Here is a 25,756-nt window from a genome sequence, read left to right on the forward strand (position 1 = left end):
AGCATCACGCTCCTTTCCCTCGCACGTTCGATCCGGCACGATTCCCCTTGCGCACGGCCCCTGCTCCACTCGAATTCCACCATAACGGCATCGGGAATGTCAAAGTCAATCACCCGAAGCGGCGCGCCGCGGATGCCCCCCTGGCCGTCACCTGGTAGATCGGCAAGCAGGCGATATCCCCGGACCGCGAGCGATGCACCCGTAGGGGCGACCCGCCGGGTCGCCCCTACGGACAGGCCAGGGCGGGGTTTTCAACGTCGCATTGGGTCAAATGCGCCATGGTTCGTTCTTTGTCGGGGCGGGTTCCAAACCCGCCCGAAAACATCGAGATTTTTCACGGTCCATTTCCCAATGCCATGAATTGTTCGCGATGTATTCCCGGACGCGCTTTAATGATTCGTCGTTCCGGATGATGTGTTCATAATAATTGCGTTGCCAGACCGACGCGCCGGCCATGCCGCGCGCGGCGTTGATGCCTTTGTGGTGGCGGATTTGAATTGACCGATGATTGCGCCAATGGAATGGGACGCCACACCGGTTGGTGGCCTCGTCGGGTCGACTCGGTTGGCGACCCGCCGGGTTGGGGCGACCCGCCGGGTCGCCCCTACGGTATCCACAATCCAAAGGATACCGTGCACATGATTGGGCATGACCACGAATTCGTGTTCGTCCAATCGTATATACGGGCGAATACGCGCCGCGGCAAACCATTCCTCGCGCGCAATTTTCCCGGTGTCATTCAACCGCATTTCCCCATTAACCACCTGCCCAAACAAACACGCGCGGTCGTGCGTGACAATGGTGACGAAATACGCTCCGGGGAGGGTGTAATCATACCCCTTCAGGCGGATGCTGCGGCGGTGATGACGTTGCGGTTTGTTGCTCACAACCCTCACTTGGGTAAAAACCACGCCGCATCCTTCACCTGTAAGGCGCCGGAGATGAGTTTGGGCAGCCGCGCGTGGCGCCAGGCAGCGAGGGTGAGGGGGCGGGGTGGGTTTGATCTATTCGTTCATCCATCGTTCGAACCTTGATGCCAAAGGACTTCAATACAGCAAGTGCGGGCGAAATTAGACGCTATGACGTGAGGCCGCTTAAAGTTCAGCGATGAGCGGGTCGGGAAAAAGGTCGTCGAGGCGGGCGGGCAGCTTCGGCAACGATTCGTCACGCCGCCCGTAAGGGCGACCATCTCAAGGACGCCCCTACATCCGGCCTGCCCGGGTTCGAAGTCCACGAACGGCGACGGATCAGGGCGCGGACCATCGCCTCCGGAAGGCGACCATCCTCGAGACCAGCTCAGTTTTGTCACTCGGCGTGCTGAGTCGGCCCATAAGAGCGCTGCCTGTACACGGCAGCGACTTGCTGCGCGCAGGCTGTGGGGTCCTTGAGGATCGTGCGGCCCCAGTAAGTTAAAACAATCCAGCCGCGAGTTTGAAGGAAGTTGCGCTTTCTCGCGTCCAGCTCCAGAGTCTCGGGATTACCGTGGATGGCGAAGCCGTCGCAGTAAACAGCAAGTTTCACATCAGGCCAGGCAAAATCGGGCACCGTCACGAGACGACCTTGCTCATCGCGCACTTCGTGCTCACGTTCTGGCAGCGGCAGCTCGGCGATTGTCTCGAGGGCCGCCCGAAGCGGCTCCTCGATCTCGCCCTTAGTGTAGCCCTTCACCGCCGAATCCGCGCCTGATTGCTTGGCGGCGAGCATGTTCTCGAGAACCTCGAGACCGGTGCCCGGTTGGGCGTCCTGAGGAACAACCGGTTCCTGCTTCGACAGGATCAGAAGCAGATCGCGGATTTGATCCTTGTCGAAGAAGGGGTGCCAGCGCTGGTTACTGTAGCGTTTCAGACACAGATAGCACGCCTTCGCGCAGGTGTGACCGAAGAGCCGTTCCAGCGCCGCCTGGGCAACCGCCGGCAGTCGCGCTGCCATCTCCTCCAGATACCCCGCTCCTCCTGGCACCGTCTCGTAGAACACGATTTGCTCGCCAACGGCGCTCTGCGGACGTTTGCGCACGAAGGCGGCAAGCTCCCCCGGTTCGAGCTCCAGGAGATGTCCTGCGCCGATGAGCAGCGCCTCGGCCAGGGTCACCAGGGAGGGCGACAGCGACGAGCGCCCGATGGTCTGCACGTCTCCCCGACTGGGGACCGTGAGGATCAGGCAGTCGGTTTCGAACTGGTAGGCTAAAACGAGCGGGGCCGGCTCACCTGAACAGAATCGCCGGTGGTAGGTGCGCCAGTCCTGAACCTGTTTTGCCCGCTCCGGATCGCTGGGATCATGCGGCAGGTGCCGGCCGCAATCGGGGCAGAGCCAGAACTTGCTGCCTCTACCCGTCTTGCCCTCCAGTCGGCCCCAGTTCGTGACCAGGACCCCCGCCAAGTTTACCAGTTCAACCGGGGTCAGCAGATACGGGTATATTCGCCATCGACTCCCAGACCCGGCAAGCAGGTTCTCGCGCCTCTCATGGTTCTGCCTTTGCCGGGACTCTTCCTCAGCGCTAATCTTGAGGTTCTCCTCCGCCTCGAAGGCGTCCACAAAGACCACATCGGTTGCCTCCGGAAGGGAGGCCTGGCAACGCGGACACCGGTTCTTGCCCGCCTCTACGGCCTCCTCGCACTGTTCGCAGAAATGAAAGGCCTGAAGCCGCCCAGAGGTTTCGGCGTCCGTCCGCCCGGGGGTGCCCGCCACCGAGCCAGGCCCGCCGGAGAAAAGAACCCGGATCGAGCGCAGTTTGTGGCCATTTGCATAAACGTAGTTGCCGGGTGCAAACTCTTCCAGCGCCATGGCTGAGGGCCGGTAGAGCGTCGGGGTGTCCGCGACCCCCGGGTCCAGGCTAAACGTATCCAGCGGAAACTGGTAAGCAGGCAAGAGACCCCGTGTGGCGAGGTAGTTAAGCGTGTAAGCGCGCTCAGGGTCCTGCGTGATCTCGTAGTATGCCCGCTTGCGCGCTGCGGCCTTGCGTTCGTCCTGGCGCGGGGAACCCACCTGCGAGTACTCCCGGAATTCCCGGTCGAGTTGCCGGACGCGCTGCCACCATCCTTCGAACACGCCAATGAGGTCGTCCTCGAACCGGTCTAGGATTGTCTCGGCGTCGGTGTTTCCGTAACGTTTCGTTCGTCCTTCGCGCCGATCCGGATCAAACACCGCAGCCAGTCGTTTCACCAGCTCGGCGCGCTGCTGGCGCACTTCCGTAAACAGTGGCGTCAGTTCCTCCTTCTTCCAGCGCGTTGGCTTGCGAATGTCGTCAAGGAGATCTCCCAGGCGATCCGGAAGCTCCGCCCCCACGCACTCCAGAACATAGGAACGCAGGTGCCGCAAAACCACTTTGGGGTTGTCAAGCCTGAGGTGAGGCGGCTCGAAGTGGCCGCCGATCAGCCATTCTGGGCGCTCGAAGGCGTGCCGGTCGTGGGCTCCCCCGGCACAGAAAGTTGACACAAACCCGATGCGCAGCCGTCGGCCTGCCCGGCCGCTGCGCTGGGCATAATTGGCCGGCGTGGGCGGGGCATTACGCATGACGACGGTGAGTAGGGGTCCGATGTCCACGCCCAGCTCCAGCGTGGGCGTGCACACGAGCATGTCCAGGCGCCCTTCCTTGAAGGCCGTCTCGCGCCGGGCTCGCTCCTCGCCGGAAATCTGCGCGGTGTGTTCCGCGACGGCCAGGCGCTGAGGCGGCCGGTCAAGGTAAAGGCGAACGTAGTAATTGTCCTGGTCCACGGGGCTTGGAGCCAAGCGGCCACGGGCACATCGCGGCGTTGGGCAAACCGGCAGCTCATAAGGCCGCCAGGCCTGACACGCATTGCAGCGAAAGCCACTTTCGGGCGCATAGAGCCGAAGGACGCGTGGGTCAATCTGCAGAGGACGCAACCCTGACACCTGTTCGCAGCGCGGAATCGGAAGGTTCGAGACCTGGACGAGAATCTCCTCATCGACGAGGAGCGCCACCAGTTCACGGAGGAAACGTTCACTTGCGTCCCGGTCTGCGATAAGCCGCATGGCGATCTTTTGTGTTGCCGTGAGCTGGCCCACACGCGAGTTCTCCTGGACAAAACCCATGACCGGTCCCGTTTTGCGGATGTGATCCGGTCGGTCGAGGGCAAAGGCGCGCGGCCAGCGGTCTCGCTCCGGAAAGCGGACACTGTACGGCTCGGCCTCCAGCTCGCGGTAACGCCGCTTCCGGACGGGGTCGATGTATTCCTGAAAGAAGTCGTAGGCCACCGCCCGGTTCTTGCGCATGGTGTCCAGCACGGCGCGGGCCAGCAGCAGCGCCGTGGGGACATCGAGGCCAGCTTCCCTAGCCGCTTGTTGGAAGCGGCCCTCCTTTTCCAGTTCATCCAAAAACTCGTAGTCCACAGCCACGAGGCCGAGGTTCTCCAGCGACGCGCGTTGCCGGCTGTAGCGCGTGAACTCGTTGGCGGCCTCGTAGGTGATGGCATCAAGCCATCGATCTCGCTCGGGCCGAGTGAGCCGGCGCGGAATGATTCCGAGGTCGCAATAGATGTCAAAGAGCTGTTGGGGTAGCTCGGAGAGGTAGACGCCGCGATCCCCTGCGTCGCGCACGGCACGGGCCACCGCATGGCGCAAGGCGAAAGAGCGGTGCTTGTCCGTGGTGTAGCCCGCCTGGTGGGCTGCGTCCTGGCGATTGTCGGCGAAGACGAGGAGCTTGCGATCCGCCCCATCCAGCCTGTCTAGGTGATGCGTGGCCAGCACAGAGACCGTGGAGGCCGTTCCGGTCCTGAGCGGGGTCACGATGTCGCCACGTGTGTAGATATCGCCGCAGGCCGGGCATGTGCTCAACTTGCCGCGGTGGATCAGCATGCGGATAGCCGGCCGGTTGCATACCGGGCAGCTAGCCCCTTCGCCAAGCAACCGGCCGCAGCCCAGGCACACTCCGGTGGGAATCAGGCGCTCCTCGGCGTTTTTCCGGCGCCGTGATCGGGAGATGGCGTTGGCCGCCCCTTCCTCCGCTTCCTCATCCTCGGTGCCGGGGCCCTCAGGGAGCTTGAGGATTTCGTGGGTTAGAAACGCGGTGTTTTCGTCGCTGTAAAAGTCCCCTGTCCCTACGGGACGATTGTCGTCTTCGCGCTCAAAGCGGATCTTCACGAAGTCCTGCCCGCAGGTGCGACAAAGCGCCGCGGGCCAGGCCACCGAACCGCAGCGCACGCACTCGGCGCCACCCTGGGGGACAAGCGCCCGGCAGTCCGGGTTCAGGCAGAGCGCCACGTCGTAGACGCCGTGAAAGAAGGTGTGGAGCTTGGGCCGCAAACGAGGGGGATGCTCGTCGTCACCCACGCTTCCGACGAGCAGGTACGCCTCGATCTCCCGGCGGACCTCCTCGGCGGGAACGTCCGCGCGCTCGGGAAGGCGCCCGCAAAGAATCTCCGCCGCTCTCGTGATGGAGACGGGTTCGGCGAAGATCTCCTCGATGGCATGAACGATCCGGTTCCCATCAAAAACTGCCGCCACGCGATCTGCGATGGGTCCATCCGGTGGGCACGAACGACCCGTCAAGCGTTCGGCGAGGGCCACAACAGAGGCATCGTCTGAAGGATTCAGGTCGGCCAGCAGGGCGTCGTTGAGATTCGGCCGGGGTGGTGTCCAGCTTGCGCCCTCTGGCTTCCGCGGCGCGTAATGCTCACCGATGACGTCCTGCGGCGCAACCGTCTCGCCAAAAAGAGTCGTGGCGAAGCGGGCAAGGGCCTCGGAGCCGTCCTTCTTCGCCGCCACGGTGGCGGATGTGCCTATGGCCAACAGCTCGCCCGGCGTGAGCCCGGCGTGGGCCTTCAACCTGCGGATGAGGCAGGCAATCTCGGTGGCCAGCGCCCCCCGGTAGCTGTGGATCTCATCGAGCACCAGGTAGCGTAGCGACCTAGTAAAGAGCTGTCGGTCCTGCCGGCGCACGAGCAGGAACTCGAGCTGCTTGTAGTTCGTAAGGATCAGATCGGGTGGCTCCCTGCGGATATGGGCACGAGTCAATCGCTCCGTTTCAGCAGGCGCTTCGCTAAGGCTTTGGGCCGCCGCGTCGCTGTCGCCCGTATATAGGGCAAAGGAGATATCGATGCCGGTGCCGCGCAAAAGTCGCCGTAGGCGCTCCAGTTGATCGTTGGCGAGCGCATTCATCGGATAAAGGAGCACCGCCTGGAGTCCCTGAACGCCCTCGGCCTTGCGGCGCAGGATGCCGTCGAGGACGGGCAGCAGGAAGGCCTCCGTTTTACCGGAGCCGGTGCCGGTGGTGATCACGCAGGAGCGGCCCACACGCAGTGCCGCCAGCGCATCCTCCTGGTGGCGGAACAGGCGCTCCTTGCCAAACGGCCAGCGTGCTTTGAGCAGGTCCGGATGAAGCCCGCCGGCGGCCACAATCTTCTCCAGGGTCCTTCCCCGCTCAAAATCGCGGGCCAGCGTGACGTATGGTCCGCGCACAATAACGTCGGTGCCGTCCAGATGATTCTCGAATTGGTGGCGAAGACGGTCGTCCAGGAATCGATACGAGGTGCGAAGGAACCGCCGGTACTCGGAAATAAGACCGCGAACGGCCTGGGGAACATTGGCCGTCATTGTTTGTCCCTCCCTTCGCGAGGCAGGAGGCCTAGCTTGCGCAAGCCCTCGAGCGCATCGGCGATGCGGTCCGGAGCGAACGCCTCCCGCGAGAGTTTCGTCTTCCATTCAGGAACCGACCGGATGTAAGCCAGTACGGCCTCCGGGGTCATGGACTTGTCCCCGCGCCAAAGCTCCATGGCTGCCAGGTGCACGGTGGTCCAGCGCTCCAGCGTCTCGTCTTTAAAGGTGCGGAACTTTTCCAAAACCAGCTCGGCCAGGTTCGTGTCGATATACCGCGGGGCATAGCCCAGGGCCTCTTGGATGTTGGGACCTGGTTCAAAATGGGTGGGGTCGTGCGCGACAAGCCAGTTCTTTTCACGTAGGGCAATGTCCTCTGGCCCTTTGTAACGCAACCAGGGATCGTAGGGGCCGGCGGCCAGCTTTCGAAAATCCATAAAGAGGCCTGTTTTCGTGGCAGATTCGATGAGATACAGCATCTTTTGCACCCGGAAACGGCTTACCGGGTAGCCCGGGGAATGGAGCCTGTCGACAGCCCAGGAAAATACGACCGCCTGCTGAAAAGCTTTCCGTGCGGCAGGCTGGCCCGGTGTGTCGGCCACGAAAGCCCCCTGGCGTTCCGCAGCAAGGGCAAGGGTGGTCGTGGGCAAAGCGTAGACTTTCGCACTCTCGACTTCCTGCTTCCACTCCTGCACCCGCTCCTGCAAGTAGGCATAAAAGGCCCCGCGCTTGCGGGCGAACACCGGAAAAGTGGAGAGGATGTAGGCGAAGTCATCGGGCGCGAGGTTGTAAGCTTCGGCCACAGCGCGGTTGGCACGAAACATAGCAACCCAGCGTTGCTGCATGTCAAGAACGTGCTCAACTAGTCCCGACAATGCCAAGAATGTAGGGGGAGAGACTTCTTCGGGTATCACCACGAGCGGCATACGGGCAAGATACGTAAAGCTAAGGTGTGTGCCCGCAGTGCGAAAGCGCAGAGCGAAGTCGAAGACAAAAGAATTGAGCACCGCGCACACGCTCTCGACAGCTGCGCTCACCTTAATGCCCGAGAGAGTGTGCCCGAAGCACGACCGGAGCGGCAGAACCGCGGCGATGCAGGTGCGTTCGTCTGTATTTCTGGCGATGTCGCGGAAAACGAGCTTGGGGCCGGGGTCGGGGGGCTTGCCGTACTTCCGCTGGCAGGCCGCCAGACTCACCCAGCGCTCGATGGGTTTGATGTCCACAAGGAACTGCTCGATGTGCTTGCCCTCGTACAGGGGCCAGAAGCCGGCCTCGGCCATGCGCTCGCGGATCTCAGGCCAGGCGGCGGGATCATAGTAGGGCGGGCGGTCGGTGGTACCGGTTATGGGCCCTAGAATCTGCCGGGGGTTATAGAGCTTGCCCGTCTTGAGGTCGGTCCAGAGGTCCCGGTCGTTGGTCATGTGGAATTCCGTGTAAAACCGGGCGTTCCAGGTGCCGGGGCCCTGGTCGCCAAGCAACGGCCGGGGGTTCACGGGGCTGCCGTCGGCGTCATAGCCGTACATCTTGAGGAGAATCTCGCGGTCTCGGGGGCTCCGGTACTCGAGGAAGGCAAGCGTGCCCGGCGATAGGCGCTCCAGTTCGCGCCACCGGACAGGAACGATCCAGGGAGCGGGGCCGGGGAGGACTTTTTCATGGCCCGGTTCACGGTGGCGCGCCGTGGCCTGCAGCTCGGCGAGATCGTGCCGCATGAACGCGGCATCGAAGCCGTCGGCCTGCGGGCGGCCCTTGCGAAAGACGAGGCTCACAAACTTGTACCTCGAGTCGATCGGGAAAATCTTCCGCCGATTCTCGAAGGCGTAAAAGCGCTCCACCGTGGCTTCTTCCAGGAGCAGATGCCGCAACCCGGTGCACCCCTCGTTGTTGTAAATGGCCGAGGGGACGACGAATCCCACACGGCCGCCCTCGCGGACCAACTGCCAGGCGCGCTCGACGAAGAACTTGAAGGCATCAGGGTCACCGCCCGTGGACCTCCCGTCAACCTCCCAGTCCTGGAAGTGGTAGTCGCCGCCCTTTTTGAGGCAGGCGGCCAGCGTCTTGATCCGCTCTGTGTAGGCGCCGAACGCCTCTTTGAGTCCCGTATGCGCGGCGTTGAGCTCGGCAATCCGCCGGTCGAGCTCACCGCCCACGAAGGCCCGGATGAGAATGTCCTGGCAGCCGTAGAATTCTTTGCGGTCGGGCTTAATTTTATCCCAGGGCGGGTTGCCGAGAATGGCATCGAATCCCGGGCGCTCGACGTCCACAAAGACCTCGGGAAACTCCAGCTCCCAGTGAAAAAAGCGCTCGCGCTCGCAAACGGATACGAACTCACGCCACCACGGCCGGCTCTCCGCGTAACATCGCAGCTCCTCAGGCGAGTCGACGAGACTACAGAGCCTTGACCACTCGCGCCAGATCTCGGGCACGAAGGCCGAGGCGGAGCGGAGATCGAAGAGAAGCTTGGCAGCGGCCAGGGTCTTCTCGGCTTGCTGGCGGAGGAGCTCTTTATACTTATGCTCCTCGATACTTTCGGGCTCCACTCCTTCGCGCATAAGGTCCTCAGGGCGTGCTTCGTCAATGGTTCGGCGGAGGCTCGCTGCTTTGCCAACAGCTTCTCGCACTCTGTGTTGAAACAATCCAAGCTGCCCTGACTGCGACACGCTCCTTTGGCGCGGGCGAGGCAGTGGCGGCTCTTCCAGCCGGCCCATCCAGGTCCCCAAAAGCGAGTTGCCGCAGCGAATGTGGTGTTCGAAGTAGGTGAGGGGGCGGTCGCCGGCCACCGACTCGATCCACAGTGCAACGCGCGCCAGCATCACGGCGGTGGGGTTCAAGTCCACGCCAAAAAGGCAGCGTTCGGCAATTCGGCGCTTGCACCAGGCACGGGCCTCGGAGTTGGCCGCGCGCGCCTCCTCGTCCGGTACCTCCCAGTCGATGTCCCAGCCGCGGCCCGCCCGCGACTCAAACGCGGGGGGCGCCTTGGTGCCATGCTCTTTAACAATGGCGCGGTGGAGGGCTTGCCCCAGATAGCGCATCGCTTCCACAAGAAAGTGCGCGCTGCCACAGGCCGGGTCGAGCACGCGCAGCCGCTCGATTTCGGCGGCGGTTTTGCCCTCGACGACTGGTCCCAAAGCGTGGCGCACGAGGTCCTGGACGAGAGGCCGAGGGGTGTAAAAGGAACCCGAGCCTTTACGCTCCGGGCCGGGCACAAAGTAAAAGTCGCCCCGCTCGAGGCGGCGAAGGACGCGGGCCGTGGCGCCCTGCCTGAGCACTTCGCCTTCGTCGCCAGATTCCTCGCCTTCGGTGGGGGCCGATTCGTCCGGCTCGTTATCGGCAGTTTCGGCCCATGCCTCTTCCACTTCCTCCTCATCCACAGCCGCCTCGACGTGAAGCGAGGCCGCCGGAGTGTTCGCGACAAGCTCCTTGTTGCCCGTAAGCCTGAGCTTTTTCTCTCGACAGAGGCGGACCACCTCCTCGGGCGCCAGGGCGTAGGTGCGCCCTTGCACTTTGACCTCGAGTGTCGTCGCGCGGGCAATACGGGGCTCATACTCGAGGAGCCCCTCGTAGACTGCGCCCAGGTTCTCGATGTCCAGCTCGCGAAAGGAGACGCGCTCGCGGCCCACGCCGCGCCGAGGGACCGTGGTTGCGAGGTCGAGCATCAGGCGGGCCACCGCCTTGTCTGGAAGCCGAGCCTTGTCCAGGAGCTTCCCTTCGGGGGTCTCGGCGCTGAAGAAGTCGCTGCCGCGGGGAGGAATGTTCTCCCAGGGCGTGATGGGTGGAAGGCCCTGGTCGTAGATGGAAAAGAGCGCCCGCAGACGCTGCCAAAGCGTGGCGCGGTTTTCGGGCCAAGCTCGGGTCGGATCGCGTAACAGCTCATCGATAAGGCCTGACGCGGAGTAGGCCTCTTGGTATAGACGGTGCTCTTGAAGGCGCGGGTCGCGCGCTTCGGCGTAAAGAATAAAAAGGATACGGTAGAGTCCCAGAAGCGCGGCGTCCCGATAGACGAGAAGCTCCGCCTCGGTGAGCTCCAACGGCGAGGTGATTCGGCCGCCGGCCACGGCGTCCGCAAGGATGCCTGCCACCAGCGACTCGGCGGAGCTGAAAACCGCCTCCTTGAGATCGTCGGAAACCTTTTCGGCGTGCGCTCGGGCTTCGCGTTCGATCTCCTCGATAGGAGCCTTGCCCCCGGCGTTCGGCTTGAAGCTGTTGACGGAAAGAAGGCGAACAAAGGCGGCGAAGGACTCGGGATCGTCCTCCTCGGCAAGGCCCGCCAGGTCCACTTCCAGGTAAGCGCCGCGCGGGCCATCCCCCGGGGCGCGCACCAGCCGCAGGCGCTCGCCGGTGATGAGGATGCCGTGGCGCAAGTCAAGGCGGGCCAACGCCGATTCCACATCACGTACAGGCTGCGCTGCGCCCCGGCTTCCATCCAAATCCTCGCCAAATTCGCCGCAGTAGCACAGAAGAAGGGGCTTTTCGCCGGCTGCCTCTGCTTCGGCGGAAGCGAACAAGCCGTGGACCCGCTTTTCGCCCTCACCGAGGTGGAACCCAAGCACGTCTCGCAGCAGCGGGCGAGCCAGGCGCTCGCGACACTGCGCGGCATCGGCGGCGCGCCCTTCCGCACGCTGGTAAATCCTGCGAAAACGGGAGTAAAGGGCGTCGGTCTCTCGGTCGGAGAGTCGGCGGCGACGCCCTCGGCCTGTGCCTCGGGCAAAGACAGTGCCCAGGTAGTAATCCGAAAAGAAGCCGCGGACGTTACGGAGGTGGTCCAAGCTCACGGAACTGTCCCCTCTGGCACGAGGAAGAGGGCCCCGAGCGGCCGAGGCGGTGCCGGCGTGTCCACCTGCTCAAAAGCCTCGATTTCCTCGCGCCGATTCTCCGCCGCGGCCTTCGCAGCCTCCCGCCGCGCCTGGAAGCCACCGCGGCCGGTCTCCTGGGCAAAGAGCCGCACCTGGCCGGTCTCTTCGATCAGGCCGCGTGCGCGGCGTTCCTCATCGTCAATCTCCCGCAGACGATCAGCCAAATCCCTCTCCAGCTCCTGCCGCAGCAGGGCCGCCTGCTCACCGCGACGCCGGCGCAACTGCCGGGCTCGTTCCTCTGCCAACCTTTTGGCTTCATCTTCGGCGACCTGGCGCATGCGCTCAAAGAAAGCGGCAAAAAGACGTTCAAGGCATGCGCGAGGAACATCTCCGGTTGTTTTTTCTTCGGAAACGTATCGCAGGTTCGCCTGAGGGTCACCCAGCAGGTGGCCCTGAGGGTCAACGCGAACGGCCAGAATCTCCTCCTCGAGTAAGCCGCCACCGCCCTGGATTGTACCGAGGAAAGTGAAAACAACCGAGGGTGGCTCCCCGGCGGGGACCGTGCGGGCGGCAAGGCGCCGCGGCCTGATTCCCCGAACACCGGCATAAACCTGCAGTAGACGGCGGCGCGCATCGGCCGCCAAGGCCAGGACCAGAGGATGCTGTGGGGTGAGGTACTCCACCTCCTGAGGTCGGTAACGGACGGCGATGGAACGCCGGAACGTCGCCGCAGGGTAGACCGGCGCAACACCTGGACCCCGGTAGGCGGGCGGCACCTCAATGCGGAGGATTCCCTCGCGCGAAGAAACGGCCCGGACGGCGTCGTGGCCCAAGATCCCGAGCGCGATCTCCTCGAGGCGTGTGTCGTCGGGCAAAAGCGGCTCGGCCGTATCGAGGAGGCGAAGGATCCGCTCCTGCTCGGCTGCGGCATCACCACCGACGGCAAGTAGAGGCCGAACATTTTGCACGAACTCCGCGGTGCGGTCCTCAAAGAGCCGGACCAGGTCATCCTTGCGGGTATCGACGTCGTCGGCCTCCGGGTCGAGCTTGGTAAGTCCATCCGCGAGACGCCGCTCCCCGGCGACAAGCCCGAGCACGTCGGGGGTCGAGACTCGGTCCTTTGCCATCTGTTCGATCTTGGCGATCAGCTGGTCGAGGACACTTTCCTCGGGGCTGTCCGGATAGTAGAGGTAGCGGATGATAGGCTCGCGCGTCTGGCCATAGCGATCCACGCGCCCGTTGCGCTGTTCGAGGCGATTCGGGTTCCATGGCAGCTCAAAGTGGATGACGCGGCGGCAACGGCGCTGAAGGTTCAAGCCTTCGCTGGCAGCATCGGTGGCGAGCAGCACCCGAATCTCCGGTTTCTCGAAAGCCTCCTGGCGGGCAAGGCGCTGCCTTCGGGTGAGTCCGCCGCGCAAAATCACGTAGCGATCGGCAAACTCAGGATCCCCGTCGAGGCTGGCCTGGATAGCCTCGAGCGTGTCACGGTACTCGGTGAAGACGATGACCTTCTCGGTGGGGTCCTCGGCAAACACGCGGCGCAGCTCCGCAAGGAGCGCCTCCACCTTGGGGTCGGTGCTCGGGAGACGCTTCAGGAGTCGACGGATTGCGTTGAGCGCCTTAATTTCGCTTCGGCGGCGCCGCTCCTCCTTGGGGATGGCCGAGCGCAGAATGCGCCGCGCCGTGCGCTCCGCGGCGGCCTCCACGAGGGGAAGGTCGGCCTGGAGGTCCCGCAGTTCGGCCCGGTCTGGAGGTTCTGCTCTGGCTTCCTCGCTTTTTAGGGCATCGAGCCGGTGTTCGAGAGTTCGAGCAAGGGCCGCCCGGCTTGAAAGCGCCCGCTTCTTAACGATCTGCATGGCGAAGCCGATGAGCTCAGCCTCGTCGCTGCTCGCCGCGGCACGTGCCGTGCGGGAGCAGTATGAGGCAACCTTATGAAGAAGCTCCTTTTCCCGCTTGCTCGCGAGCGTAACGGGAATGCCGCACACGCTCCGCCTCGGAAAAACCGGTTCCTGGCGCCCGTCGGGCAGACGCCTCGTAATCTGGGCCTTCATCCGGCGAATGGACGCCGTCTCGATGCGCCGGGCGACGTCTTTAGGGGAGCCGGAAAAGGCAGCGTGCGTGGGCTCAACCAGCTCGATCAGAGACCGGAAAGAGTGGGCGTAGCCGTTGTGTGGGGTCGCGGTGAGAAGAATGAGGCCGCGCGCTGCCTCCCTAAGGGCAAGCCCAAGGCGCGTGCGCTGCGTGCGGTAGGGGTTCTCGGGTGTGCCCGACTCGGCAAGCGCGTGGGCCTCATCGACGATGACCAAATCCCAGCGCTTGCGCAACGCACGGCCGCGCACTGTCTCCTTCTTGAGATAATCCAATGAGGTAATGACGCGGGGAAGAACGTCCCAAGGGTTGGTGCCGGCGGGCAAATCCGTCTGAACACGCGCCAGGCCCGAGGCATTGTCAATGAGGGTGAACTCCAAGCCGAATTTGTCGCGCAGTTCCTGCCGCCACTGGTCCATGAGTCCCGGCGGGGTCACGATCAGGATGCGTGAGCCGCGCCGCCGGGCCATCAGTTCCAGAATGGCCAGGCCCGCTTCGATGGTCTTGCCGAGCCCGACGTCGTCGGCAATGAGGAGCGACGGCCGCGGCTTGGCCAGAAGCCGCAACGCGGGGGCAAGCTGGTAGGCCTCGATGGCAACCCGGCCGAAACGTGCGCCGGTCAACAGCCCCGTCTCGCGGACGAGGGTGGCCGCGAGGATCAAGTGCGCGCGGGACCAGGAGGCGAAGGAATCCAGACCGCGCAGGTCGAACTGGATAGCCTCGCCGGGAAGCGGCGTGATCTCCTCGGGTGGAACCACCACGGAGAGCTCGGCCGGATGGTCTCCGTCGAGCGCCTCCACCTCGACGATGCGGTGTCGCTCTCCTGCGCCCGTGACCTTGCGCACCCGCCAGGGCCGGTCACGGAGTAAAATGCGGTCTCCCTCGCTCAGCCCCGCGACCGGCATTTCGTGAGTCCTCCGCCGCTGTGACCAACGCAGCGGCCTCTCCACCACGCGGATACGGCGTAGCGTGCCATGGCTCCCTCCGCGCACTCCCTGAATCGCTTTTTAGTCACCAAGTCCGCCCGATGCTGAGAATCTCTTCCAACTCATATATTGGAATCCACCTGGATCGTAAAGACTGCAGCCGAGCCCCAGCTTGACCAGAGGGTCAATGCCGCCGTGGGCATCCGCCTCACCGCGGGCCGGCGAACCGAACACGCGCACGCTGCGGATGCCATACGTGCCCGCAAGGGGCAAAAACTGTTCGCGGTTTTTTGAGCAAATATTCACGAGCCATTGTGCAGCTCCTCGAACCTTCTGGCAATACGTACATAAGTTTTCTGCTATTTTTTTTCCGTCTTTTTTCCTTTTCTGCGTTTTTATGGCGCTTCCGTTCCTTCGCTCAGAATCTTGAGGTAATCTTGGTAGGCAAATGCGCGGTTGCGCCGGCGGCCGGTGATTTCTTGCACGATGCCGAGCCTTTGTAACGTCGCTATGGCCTTTGCCGCTGCAGGAAAAGAAAGGCCGGCTCGCCGACAGACCTCGTTTACCGTGACCAGCGGGCGCTGGCACAGCACGCGAAAGACTTGCAAGGCGGTGGACGCGCGTCGGCACGCGCGCTGAATCTTCTGTTCGTCTTGCCGAAAAAGCGCCAGGAGCCGCAGCACGCTTTCAACCGCACCGGTGGCCGTACTTTCTACCCCTTCCAGGAAAAAGTCGAGCCAGGCTTCCCAATCCCCTTCAGCGCGCACCAGGTTCAGCAGACGGTAGTATTCCGCTCGGTGCTGCTTGAAGTAGAGGCTGAGGTAGAGCAGGGGTTGGGAGAGCACGCGGTCGTGATGGAGCACAAAGGCGATCAGCAGACGACCTATGCGTCCATTGCCATCGAGGAAAGGGTGGATCGTCTCGAATTGCACATGGGCCAGGGCTGCTTTGACCAGCACCGGATAAGGATTGTTCTCATTGTGCAGAAACCGCTCCAAAGCGGCCATACAATCTTCCACCTGGTCGGGAGGCGGAGGGACAAAGTGGGCGTTGCCGGGGCGGGTGCCGCCAATCCAGTTTTGCGAACGGCGAAACTCACCGGGCGATTTGTCGCTGCCTCGGCCGAGCGAAAGTAGGATGCCGTGCATTTCGCGTATCAGGCGATTGCTCAGCGGAAACCCCTCTTGCAGTCGCTGCAGCCCATGCTGAAGGGCTGCCACATAGTTGGAAACCTCGACCACATCATCAATAGGAACCCCGGGCGCTTCGTCGATCTCAAAAAGAAGCAACTGGGCGAGTGACGACTGGGTTCCCTCGATCTGGGAAGAAAGCACCGCCTCGCGGCGTACGTAGGAGTAGAGAAAAAGGTCGGGTTCGGGCAGCAGTAAGCTCACGCTATCCAACCGTCCAAGCGCGAGGGTTGCGCGTTCCAGCAGTTGCTGGCGCTTTGCCGTCATATCGAGGGGCGGTTTGGGCGGCAGCGGGTGTGGGACAAAAGCCTTAACCGCCTCGCCGGCAACGGTGGTGATCTCAAATCGGCCCGTGGGTCCCCGACGCATGGGGGCGCTCCTTGTTATTCTCACTTTGTTAAATAGCCCAGCTAGTTGTTAAGCGAAAGGGTGAATTGGTTTAATAACACGTGGAAACCAGCCCTCATAGCCCTGCTTGTCAAGGTTTTTGGTCATCGCCGCATCCGGCCGGGCGGCTTCCGCCCGCTGCTTGCGCCACAAGGCCGAGAGGCACGCCATCTTCTCCGCGAAAGGAACGCCGCCCGCGTGCCGAGTCCGTCCCTCGACGATGGCCCTTTTCAAACAATTTCGCCCCGCCGTCTTCTTTAACCCCTTTTGTCGTGCTGTCGCCTCCTGGCGGCTGGCACATTCTTCGTAGTGAGCGAGATAGCATGGCTTGTTCTTCTTCGTCCATTCAGCTCCTTGTCCAGACACACGCTCTTTCCACCGCCGAGTAGGGGCAACCCTCATGGTCGCCCATCATCCGGGCGGGCACAAGGGCCGCGTCCCACAGAACGCCAGGCGGGGTAGGTGTAGGCGACCCTCGTGGTCGCCAGATATCCGGGCTCCATCGCCCCCGGACGGTGCCTCGTCAGCTCCTTCTGGTCGACCGCTTTCACCGATTATGGATTGACCTTGAGGGCCTGCGTGCCAAAGGCAATAAACGTAGCGATCCATGGCTGGATCTCGCTCGGTTTGACACTGTGCTCGCGTGCCACATCCACGATGATTTTGGGGCCTTTTAGAATATTCGGCACGATCGTCCTCTGACGACGGGCCGTCCATCTCTCCATTGGAACTGACTTCACCACTTTCTCTTCCATCACACACCCCCTTTTCCTGACCAAATTGACTGCTTATTGCTGGTCCATTACAGTGCGGGGTCACTATAGGGAGGTGTTACTGCATAATTATAGGCGGGTTGTTATACCTTGATGTAGCGACCGAAAGGTGGTATGAAGAAAGCATATAAACCTTGTTATCTGTTCAGGAAAGGAGGTTAGCGATGGATGGTGCCAAATATTCAAGGAACATTGAGCTAGTTTGTCCAACTTGCGGTGGAAGTCAGTTCGAGCTGGGCAATGATATTGAGACTGACAAAGAAAATGTTCGGTGTGCCGGCTGCCATAAAGTGTTCATGAAGAAAGAGCTGATAGATGAGAATGCTGAAAACATCGATAAGCGTGTCGAAGAGGTAAAGAAAGAGGTGATTCACGACTTCGCAAGGGAAATAAAAAAAGAACTAAAAAAGTCATTTAAAGCGTACCATAATGTTAGAATAAAATAAGATAAATATGCGTGTTTCAATTAGTGATGTCGTTTCCTTACTCGCGCTTGCTCTTTCATCGTATGCAACCTGGCGGTCTCATAGATTCAAGGCTAAGGAGGAAGAGTTAATTGATCTCCAGCTGAAAGTAAGCTCTTTAGTGCTGGAGAAAGAGCAGCGTGAAGCTAAGCAATCCGACCGTGCAGAGCTCGATGCTAACTTTCTCCCGGTAGGAGTAAACAAGCATCGGTTGAAGATTTTTAACAAGGGAAAGGGGCCGGCTTTTGGAGTGACTATCAAGTTTTTCGAAGATACTGGGGTCGTTCCAGAATCCGAAATCAAGAACAAGTTTCCGACACAGCGTATCGATCCGGGAAAGGGAGTCGAATTAATTGCGAATTTTCATTTGGGAACGAAAGAAAAACATGCAATTCGCCTAAAATGGAAAGATGAGGATGGCTCGGAAAGGCAGAAGAATCTCTATCTTACGCGTTGATCAAATACATACATGCCATCCAGCCGACGCTCGTGCCTTGCGCGGCTGATGGCTGGCGTTAAACAGCCTTTCCGTCATCTGCGGTCACGCCGGTTTTGAGTTTTTGGTGACGCCGACGGTGAGATTCGAGGATTCTCGTAAGGTGCTTCCTGCGACCTTCTGTCAACCGAGTGAACCCATAATGCCGAAGCAGGGCTCGCGCCAGCGCCTCGTCATCAGGCGCGGGATCGGTCAATGAGGTTTGAATACGGTCGAGCACCAAGAACAGTTCTGACGGGGGAATCTCCAAAAGATCTCTCTGACCAGCGGGTCTTTCCCTAACTTTCGGGGCACCTGCGAGCCGTAAAACTTGTGAGTCAAGGGACCGGTCACCAAGTTCGTGTTCTACCACAATTTCCCCTTCCTTCTGCATGCTGTACAGGATTCTATTCAGATGGCTTTTCACGTTTTTACCGGCACGGTGCAACGAAGGACAACCCTCTACGTATAGCCTGATGAGCAAACGCTTGGTGAGGGGGCCTTCTTTTTCTATTATCTGGCGCAGAGATGCTCGAACATCAGTGTCAGAAGCTTGACGCGGATCAGGGAAGCCGAATTGCTTCGAATGCTCCACTAAGGGCTTGGAAGTTAGATTCTGTTTAATCTTGTTACGAACGTCCTCATCGGTGTCGCGACCTTCTGCCTGTGCCTTCTCTTCCTCGTCCGCGAGGGATAACGTTTCTTTTACTAAAACGGTTGCATTCGACTCTTGGTTTATCTCACGCTCCTCTTCTCCAAGGGGCCGAATACCGAGTTCCTCGCACGCTTCAACGATTCGGCGTACCGCGCTATCCCTGTCTGCGTAAAACTCCGACTCCCGAATGCGCACGAAGGTCCATCCAGCTCGCTCAAGTTGCCGCTGTCGGGCCATGTCATGGTCGAATCTTTCCGGTCCATGCCACGCTTCGCCATCACATTCTACAGCTAGGCGCCTGTCTAGCCCTTCCAGCACCAGATCGATGCGATAGCCAGCCACCTCAACTTGCGGGCGAAGCTGGTACTTTCTCCTCGAGAGTTCCAGCGCCACGTCGACCTCGAACCAGCTATCGTAGGGGTCAGGCGGTTCGAGGGGCTGCCGGTGTGACCGCTTCGCCTCTCGCTCCAGGCGGTCCAATTCCTCGTAAAGTACCTCCAGGGCTTGCTGGTCACGACTACTGTAGAAGAAGTTCAGAAGGCGCCAGCGCAAATCCTCCCGACTGAGATCGTGCTGCTGTACGCTGTGGAAAAGAAATACCTCATCTCGCGCCCGGCTCATGGCCACGTTGAAGCGCCTTTGGTCGGGAAGCCCCGTGAGGGCCCTGAAACGGTAATTGGGTGCAACGACAAGCGATAAAAAGATCACATCCCGCTGGTCGCCCTGAAAGGTAGCAGGGACTCCGCATCGGAGTTTCCTCTCTTTACGAACTTTAGGCTCGAGCACCTCGGCCAGTTTCTTTTCGATGAGCTCCGCTTGAGCATGCCCTTGAAGGACGATGACTCCCATCGTCTTGCCTTCGTAGGCCTCGCTGTCGAGGCACTCCAGGATCTTCTCAACAATGGCTTCCCCCTCAGCGCGGTTGATGATCCGCTGGCCACTTCCTTCGCAGGCCCCTTGGGGCACAAACAACGCCTCAAGAGGTGGCAGCCTCTTCGGGGGAGGCTGGCGCAATGGGATCAGAGGGGCGTCTGTGTAACACAAATCATTGCTGAAACGAATAATCTCGGGCACGCAGCGGAAATGCTCGCGAAGCGAGATCACGTTGCCGAAAGCTCGTTCGGCGTGGTCATAGAGGCTTGTGTCGGGCCGAAATTCGTCGCGGAATTGAAACTCCCGAAGATGATCACGGGCTAGACGCGCAATGTCCTCTTCGGAGACGCCCACCGCCTCGGGACTATTCTGCTTATCGTCGCCAACAACAATGATGCGCTTTGCCAAAAGAAGCAGAGCCAGTGCCTCAATACCGGCCTGTGATGCCTCATCGACGATGACGGTGTCGAAGACTCCCGGTATTGAGTCCGTCGTTTCCCAGAGCTTATGCAGGGGCATGATCCAGGCCGGTATCCCTGGGATGCATGCCCTCAGATACTGGCGCGCTGATGTCCGGTGCCGATAGGCATATTTGCCCGTTCCTTTTCCGATGCGCGCAACCGCCCTCGTCCAGCTCGTAAGATTTTGTCTCGTTTGCTCGTCCAGCCTCACGAAAAACGCCCGCCAAGCTTTGAGCGCCGCCAGCTCTTCGATTTTCTTCTCGATTTTGCCTTGCAACCGCTGCCTTTTCTCGGCGAGGTCCTTGTAGTGCTCCGGATCTGTTACCTTGCCAAGCCAAGCTCTCGCAGCGGCCCAAGCCCATGCCTGTCCTAGCTGATGCAGGCGATTTTTCCACTCGGGTTGGCCTTGATTCGCTTGGATAAGGTCGACAAGCTCGGGGCACGTCTCTCGGAGGTTGTCGAGGAGCTGCTGATAATCCCGAAAGCGTTTCTTCTCCGTTTTGAGAGCCTCTCGTGTTTTCCACGCGGCGCTCCACCTCGCCGGGTCACGATTCTCGATGGCGTGGGTGAGCTCTGCCATGCAGGGGTGAGCACAGGACTGTGAAAGGCCTCGGATTGCACTGAGCCATGCTTCAAGCGGCGCACGTGCCTGATGTGCCTGGCGTAAAGCCTGTTCAGCTTCGATCAAGCGGCGCCATGTTGCGCGCTTACCGCGTTCTAAGAGGGTTACTCTCTTCTCGATGGGAACGACATCCAGAGCCGCGCGGTCGCAGGTTCTGAAGAGCTCCAAGAGCTGGCAGAGTGCTTTAACCAGGTCAGAAACCTCACCCGCCGCACGCCTAGGGTCGTCGGGTCCAGGGTCTGAAGCTGTGGGCCATACTGCATAAAACCGCTGAACGAGATCCCTTAATTCGAGGAATGCGAGCAGCATCTCGAGCGACTTGTCCTCGCGAGGTGCCTCTCCGCTAACTCGGCAAAGTTCTTCGATGTAGCGAGTGTTGCGCACGACGCGAGGAGCAAGAACGCCCCAACCTCGCCAGCCACCATTCCTAAAGTGCTCTAGGCGTCGCCGGGTATCCGCCAACAGCTTCCCATTATCGATGTGGGAGGGTATGTCAATTTTCCCGGTGCCTGCGCGATCGCGTGCTACCAGCATCTCTTTAACGAGGTTGGCAGCTTCGCGTCCGAGCCGATCCCAACGGGCATCTTGACCAACGAGCAAGTCTTTTAGGATTTCGCTTGTCAGGTTACCGAGTGTGTAACTGGCTCGTGTCGCCTGTTCTTCGAGTTGATTTAGAAATCTCCTGCAGGCCTCCAAGTTCGCTTCAGAAAACTGCTGAAATGCCCCCAATTGCTCTTCAGCCAGTCCAACGCGCTTGGATTTGGCTTCACTTTCCGCAGCGTTCAGTTTTTCGATCGCTTTCTCGAAATCACGAGGATCGGGAAGAGAGAAAGTCCCGATATCCAGGCGAAGCTCGTTCAAGCGCTCTTCGGTCAACGTGACATGAACGTCGGCAAGGAGCGCGATCTCTTCGGCCTGCAGAGGGCAGCGGCTGTGACCATCAACCAATTGTGGAAACCAGCCGTATGTCTCCGCTTCTTTCTCCAGCCGCCTGGCAATCTGGGCCGCAGTCCCGCTGTAGTCGCCGGGTAGCGTGTGCAAGTGGGTTTCAGCCTCGAGGAACTCGCGCAGTTGCCGGTCAACTTTAGCGCTCTCGCCCTCCAGTTGCCCCAGTTCCCTCTCTAATCGTTCGATTTGGCGCTGAGCCCACTCCTCACCCTTCCATTCATTCTTCCGCGCAAGGATGTCTCGCACGTTATTTTCCAGGAGACGATGCTGGTCGCGGCTCGATCCAAAAGCAGGAACACAGAGATAACGGATCTCTTCAGGCAAAAGATCCCACAGCACCGTCAATGCCTTTGGCGCATGGGCCGTGACAAGGACACGTTCACCTGTGGCCAGGAGATGGCAGATCAGATTGGCAATGGTGTGACTTTTCCCAGTTCCGGGTGGCCCCTTGACGAGCACATAGGGCTTGGTCCTAAGGCGTTCGGCAATCCGTCGCTGCTCGTCGTTTGTCGGGAGAGGGAAATAGAGCCGAGCGTCTGCATCGTCAAACCCAAAATTGGCGTCGGGTTCTCTGTCGGCAAGATCGCTCGATCGTCCCCCTTCACCAACAAAGCGCTTCCACGGTGCCGTCGTGGAAGGCACCGACTTGCCCTGGAAATTCTTCAAAAAACGGCTGATTAGTTCTTCATACGCCGTGGGGCGCCGCTCGCGGAGGACGAATGCAGGTGCATAGATAATTCGAAATGTATCATCCGCCCGTTCAAGGGGCTCCCACGCGTCATCGATGACCTCAGCATCTGCGCTTTTCTTGTTGGCAATGATACGTAGAATCTGCGCGATGCTTGCCTTGTCCCAGGCCCGAACGTCAAGCTCCTTCAACCGATTTTCAAGATCGGTCCCGTCCAGACGGGGCCGGTCTTGGAGTTCCAACATATCCAGTTCAATACGAAACTTCTCAAATGAGGCAGCCGGACCTACTGTAAGGACGCCTTGGGCCGCATCGAGACTAATTTCAGCAGGAGCCGTGAGAAGGTGGCGTTTGACGGTTGAGCCGGTCGAATCGCGCCACTGGAGGAGTCCTACCGACAGCAGCAGCTCGTAGCGCTCCTCGGCTTCCTCGATCCTCCGGCGCATGAAGTCTATGTCTTCGTAGATGCGCTGGACCTCCCGCCAACGGCGCATTTCTTCGGCCCATGGCTGCCATTCCTTCAGGAGATATTCGAGCCAGGCATCCTGTACCTCAGGGTGATCCTCGAGGCGCCGGACCTCTGGAACTTTCTCAGTCAATCTGCGGCGATCTTCGGCGGGTGCATTGGGATCTAAGCTCCCTTTTTCGTCGAGGACGGTGATCTGCGGATTAAGACAGTCAAGAAGGTTCTCCGAGCTCCTATCCAGGTAGTCCTCCGGGCTGTTCTGAAATTTCTGGGGAACCCAGTCCCTAAGCACTATAGGCAGCGATGGAAACGCCGGCTTGGGCTTCTTTTGAACTTGGAGCCACAACTCGGGGACATCCTCCGGCTTGTCTGCGATAAATGCCGACCTGCATGCATCCTTCCACGATTGAGGCAGGTCGCGAGGAAGGTCAGCGAGCCACAGGAGCTTGTCGCCGTTGCCGTAAGCCGTAACACGCTTCCGGCGAAGGGTAGCTGTCTCCCTCAGGAACTCAAGAAGAGCGACCGACTTTGCTTCCGTGTTTGCCAGGTCCAACATGCTATCCTCTCATGCTGTCTAACCGCACCGAGATCGGCCGCGCCGCCGCAGCCGGCGTAGGCTGGAGCGAGCCGTTAACCTCGCCAGCTCCAAAATCGTCCGAATCCACAATTTCAGGTGTGGTAGACGCTCTTTATCGTCCCCCATAGCAGTTAGTCATCTACGCCTAAGCAGAAACCGGTTCATCGATCTCTCATCGACGCGCCGTCTTTCCAAGTGACACAAGTGATTTTTGACGCCTTTCCGATGAAATTTGTTTGGCGAATCTCTAATGATCTCACACTATCTGAGAGGAGCAGTGAGCGATTTGTTGTCAACTTAGAACGCCTCAAACACCACTCCCGCCAGCAACGCTTCAAGGCTCTAAGCCGCAATCAAATTAACTTTTGAACCTAACTCGTGATCTCTCATACGGGAATGGCTTCACCAACTGTAACGAATTCTACTTCTGGGCGCAAGGCTCTCTAGGGTACTTCGTCTACTCTTGGTTGAAACACTCGTTCCAAGCGTGAAGCCTATCTAATCAGATTAAATAGCCCGACATCCTCTTCGAATACTACCAAAACATCTGGATCGCTGGATTGAATTCATTCCCCGCGAACCCAAGGCCCAAAGACCTAACCTCTTCTGACATTTTAACCTAAAGGTAATTCAGGCTTGAGTGTCTTAAGGGTCGTTAGATAGCGCTCTACAAACATCAAGTTTATCATGTGTACACCTCCCTATCTCAGTGGGAAGCAGGCTAACAATGGTTACATGATTACCCCATAATACCTTTTCACGACGGAGGACGTGACGATAAAGGAAAAGCAAGAAGAACCTCCCCCTTTCGCTTTCGTGCGCGCCTTTTTTCATCACGGACGTTTCTGTAATAGAGGGTCGATCGACCCATCTTCAGGTATTGCGCCGCTTCAATGACTGTCGGCCACTTAGTTGCCATCCATCGCCGATTCAAGCCCGTGCACGGGTCGGTGAAGGTACATCGATTAGGACGGGTTATTGTCTCACGTTCTTGCTTTAAAAAGAACGGCTTTGTCAAGCCTGGGTTCTGGATTTTGCGCAGGCCCCGGGGTGATTATTCGGTGGACACCTTGCGACGGTCTTGGGCGACCATCCAAAGCACCGGGCTCATGGGCTGATTGTGGGGTTCAGTCAAGGGCAGGGGCCGACCCTCCACCGGCAACAAGCGGATTCGTCGCAACATGACCGAAGAAGCCCATGGAGCTTTCGGCAGGGGATCGGTGGGTCCTGTTCAAGGATTGACTGCGCCATGGGGATCACGCGGCCCGGATGGTCATGGACAACGTTGCGGGGAGATGGCCATGACGCCTTCACATGGCGGGACGGGGAGGTGTTTTGAGGCAAAGGGCATAGAAAGGTTCGTGGTGAAAATGAGCCCGGGTTTGTCCCTGCTTGCTTTAATGCACGTTTGGCCTGAAAAAGTAAAAAACTTCGGTTAGGATGATACACGGTTCCTGAAACGGTTAGGAGAGGATGACATGGTGGAAAAGGTCATAATTATGGGGGCCGCCGGGCGGGATTTTCACAATTTTAACATTTACTTTCGCGGCAATCCTCGGTACCGCGTCGTGGCTTTTACCGCGGCGCAAATTCCGGACATCGAAGGACGCCATTACCCCCCGGAACTGGCAGGACCCGAATACCCTGCGGGCATCCCCATTTATGCCGAGGAAGACTTGGCGGCGCTCATTCGCGAGCATCGCATCGATCTGGTGGCCTTTTCCTACAGCGACGTGCCCCACGTGGAGGTCATGCACAAGGCGTCGCTGGTTATGGCCGAAGGGGCCGATTTCATCCTGATCGGCGCCACCTACACGATGCTGCGCTCCACCAAGCCCGTCATCGCCGTGTGCGCCGTGCGCACCGGGTGCGGTAAGTCCCAAACGACCCGCAAGGTGTGCGAAATCCTTCGATCCCGCAATGTGCGCGTGGTGGCCGTGCGCCATCCCATGCCCTACGGCGATCTTCGGTCCCAAGTGGTGCAGCGGTTCGCCCGCTACGAGGATTTCGACCGCTTCCGGTGCACCATCGAAGAACGTGAAGAATACGAACCCCTGGTGGAACAGGGCATTACGGTCTACGCCGGGGTGGATTACAAAAAGATTCTCGAAGAAGCGGAAAAGGAAGCGGACGTCATCGTCTGGGACGGAGGAAACAACGACACGCCCTTTTACTTTCCCGACGTCCACATCGTTTTGCTGGACCCACACCGTCCCGGCCATGAACGGCTCTATTACCCCGGGGAGACAAACCTTCGCATGGCGCACATCGCCATCATCAACAAGGTGGACACGGCGTCCGCCGAAGGCATCGAGCTGGTGCGGCAAAACATTCAGGACATCGCCCCCACGGCCGACGTTCTTTTGGCCGAATCGCCCGTGATCGTTTCCGATCCTGAAAATATTCGCAACAAGCGCATCGCCGTGGTGGAAGACGGCCCGACCCTCACCCACGGGGAAATGCCCACCGGAGCCGGCATGATTGCAGCCCGAAAGTATGAAGCCGCCTGCGTTGTGGACCCCAAGCCTTACGCCCGAGGAACTCTTCGAGATACCTACGCCCGTTACCCGCATATCGGACCGGTAGTGCCCGCCATGGGCTACAGCCCACGGCAAATCGCCGATCTTCAAGAAACCCTCAATGCCGTACCCTGCGACCTGGTCCTCTTTGCCACGCCCATTCAGCTCACTCGCGTCGTCTCCCTCAAGCACCCCACCGTGCGCGTGCGCTACGAATACCGCGATCACGGCCGTCCCACTCTGGAAGAGGCCCTCATGCGCCGTCTTCCAAAAATCTTTGGCCGCCATTAAGGCCCAACGAGTTC

9 protein-coding genes and 1 pseudogene are annotated in these 25,756 nt (G+C 60.1%); 3 read left to right on the top strand and 7 right to left on the bottom strand.

Features of this window, described 5'->3' with window-relative positions; all coding sequences use genetic code 11:
- Positions 1-267: 267 nt before the first annotated feature.
- The 6 genes and pseudogenes from EDC27_RS00755 to EDC27_RS00790 all read right to left on the bottom strand — a co-directional run bounded on the left by EDC27_RS00755 (position 268) and on the right by EDC27_RS00790 (position 16,685).
- Positions 268-887 (bottom strand): annotated as a pseudogene (locus EDC27_RS00755) (transposase).
- A gap of 418 nt (positions 888-1,305) precedes the next feature.
- Entirely contained in the window at positions 1,306-6,549 is a 5,244-nt protein-coding gene (locus tag EDC27_RS00760; RefSeq protein WP_170161494.1) for a DEAD/DEAH box helicase, read from the bottom strand.
- Positions 6,546-11,318: an Eco57I restriction-modification methylase domain-containing protein gene (locus tag EDC27_RS00765; RefSeq protein WP_123288713.1), complete on the bottom strand. Its 4,773-nt coding sequence runs from the start codon at positions 11,316-11,318 to the stop codon at positions 6,546-6,548. The genes EDC27_RS00760 and EDC27_RS00765 overlap by 4 nt, the downstream gene beginning before the upstream one ends.
- Entirely contained in the window at positions 11,315-14,332 is a 3,018-nt protein-coding gene (locus tag EDC27_RS00770; RefSeq protein WP_123288714.1) for a helicase-related protein, read from the bottom strand. The genes EDC27_RS00765 and EDC27_RS00770 overlap by 4 nt, the downstream gene beginning before the upstream one ends.
- A gap of 416 nt (positions 14,333-14,748) precedes the next feature.
- Positions 14,749-15,912: a Fic family protein gene (locus tag EDC27_RS00780; protein ID WP_123288715.1), complete on the bottom strand. Its 1,164-nt coding sequence runs from the start codon at positions 15,910-15,912 to the stop codon at positions 14,749-14,751.
- A gap of 572 nt (positions 15,913-16,484) precedes the next feature.
- Positions 16,485-16,685: a hypothetical protein gene (locus EDC27_RS00790; protein ID WP_123288717.1), complete on the bottom strand. Its 201-nt coding sequence runs from the start codon at positions 16,683-16,685 to the stop codon at positions 16,485-16,487.
- A gap of 182 nt (positions 16,686-16,867) precedes the next feature.
- On the opposite strand from EDC27_RS00790, the gene EDC27_RS00795 reads away from it, so the two are divergent.
- Complete coding sequence (locus EDC27_RS00795) at positions 16,868-17,149, top strand: ECs_2282 family putative zinc-binding protein (protein ID WP_123288718.1); 282 nt, start codon at positions 16,868-16,870, stop codon at positions 17,147-17,149.
- A gap of 7 nt (positions 17,150-17,156) precedes the next feature.
- Positions 17,157-17,624 carry a hypothetical protein gene (locus EDC27_RS00800; protein ID WP_123288719.1) on the top strand — a complete coding sequence of 156 codons (468 nt, stop codon included), beginning with the start codon at positions 17,157-17,159 and terminating at the stop codon, positions 17,622-17,624.
- Between the two features lie 58 nt (positions 17,625-17,682).
- Here the strand turns inward: EDC27_RS00800 and EDC27_RS00805 are convergent, their stop codons facing one another.
- The gene (locus tag EDC27_RS00805) at positions 17,683-22,911 is read right to left on the bottom strand and encodes an AAA domain-containing protein (RefSeq protein WP_123288720.1); all 5,229 of its coding nucleotides are present in this window, start codon (positions 22,909-22,911) and stop codon (positions 17,683-17,685) included.
- A gap of 1,499 nt (positions 22,912-24,410) precedes the next feature.
- Between EDC27_RS00805 and EDC27_RS00810 the strand changes: the two genes are divergently transcribed.
- Positions 24,411-25,742, top strand: a complete 1,332-nt coding sequence (locus tag EDC27_RS00810) for a cyclic 2,3-diphosphoglycerate synthase (RefSeq protein ID WP_123288721.1) — start codon at positions 24,411-24,413, stop codon at positions 25,740-25,742.
- The last annotated feature ends 14 nt before the right edge of the window (positions 25,743-25,756 follow it).

Origin of the sequence: Desulfosoma caldarium (assembly GCF_003751385.1) — a bacterium.
Taxonomy (GTDB): Bacteria; Desulfobacterota; Syntrophobacteria; order Syntrophobacterales; family DSM-9756; genus Desulfosoma; species Desulfosoma caldarium.

Bases quoted from the DNA above. Each gene is read 5' to 3' on its own strand.
- EDC27_RS00760 (WP_170161494.1), bottom strand. From the start codon at position 6,549: ATGACGGCCAATGTTCCCCAGGCCGTTCGCGGTCTTATTTCCGAGTAC.
- EDC27_RS00770 (WP_123288714.1), bottom strand. From the start codon at position 14,332: ATGCCGGTCGCGGGGCTGAGCGAGGGAGACCGCATTTTACTCCGTGAC.
- EDC27_RS00780 (WP_123288715.1), bottom strand. From the start codon at position 15,912: ATGCGTCGGGGACCCACGGGCCGATTTGAGATCACCACCGTTGCCGGC.
- EDC27_RS00790 (WP_123288717.1), bottom strand. From the start codon at position 16,685: ATGGAAGAGAAAGTGGTGAAGTCAGTTCCAATGGAGAGATGGACGGCC.
- EDC27_RS00795 (WP_123288718.1), top strand. From the start codon at position 16,868: ATGGATGGTGCCAAATATTCAAGGAACATTGAGCTAGTTTGTCCAACT.
- EDC27_RS00800 (WP_123288719.1), top strand. From the start codon at position 17,157: ATGCGTGTTTCAATTAGTGATGTCGTTTCCTTACTCGCGCTTGCTCTT.
- EDC27_RS00805 (WP_123288720.1), bottom strand. From the start codon at position 22,911: ATGTTGGACCTGGCAAACACGGAAGCAAAGTCGGTCGCTCTTCTTGAG.
- EDC27_RS00810 (WP_123288721.1), top strand. From the start codon at position 24,411: ATGGTGGAAAAGGTCATAATTATGGGGGCCGCCGGGCGGGATTTTCAC.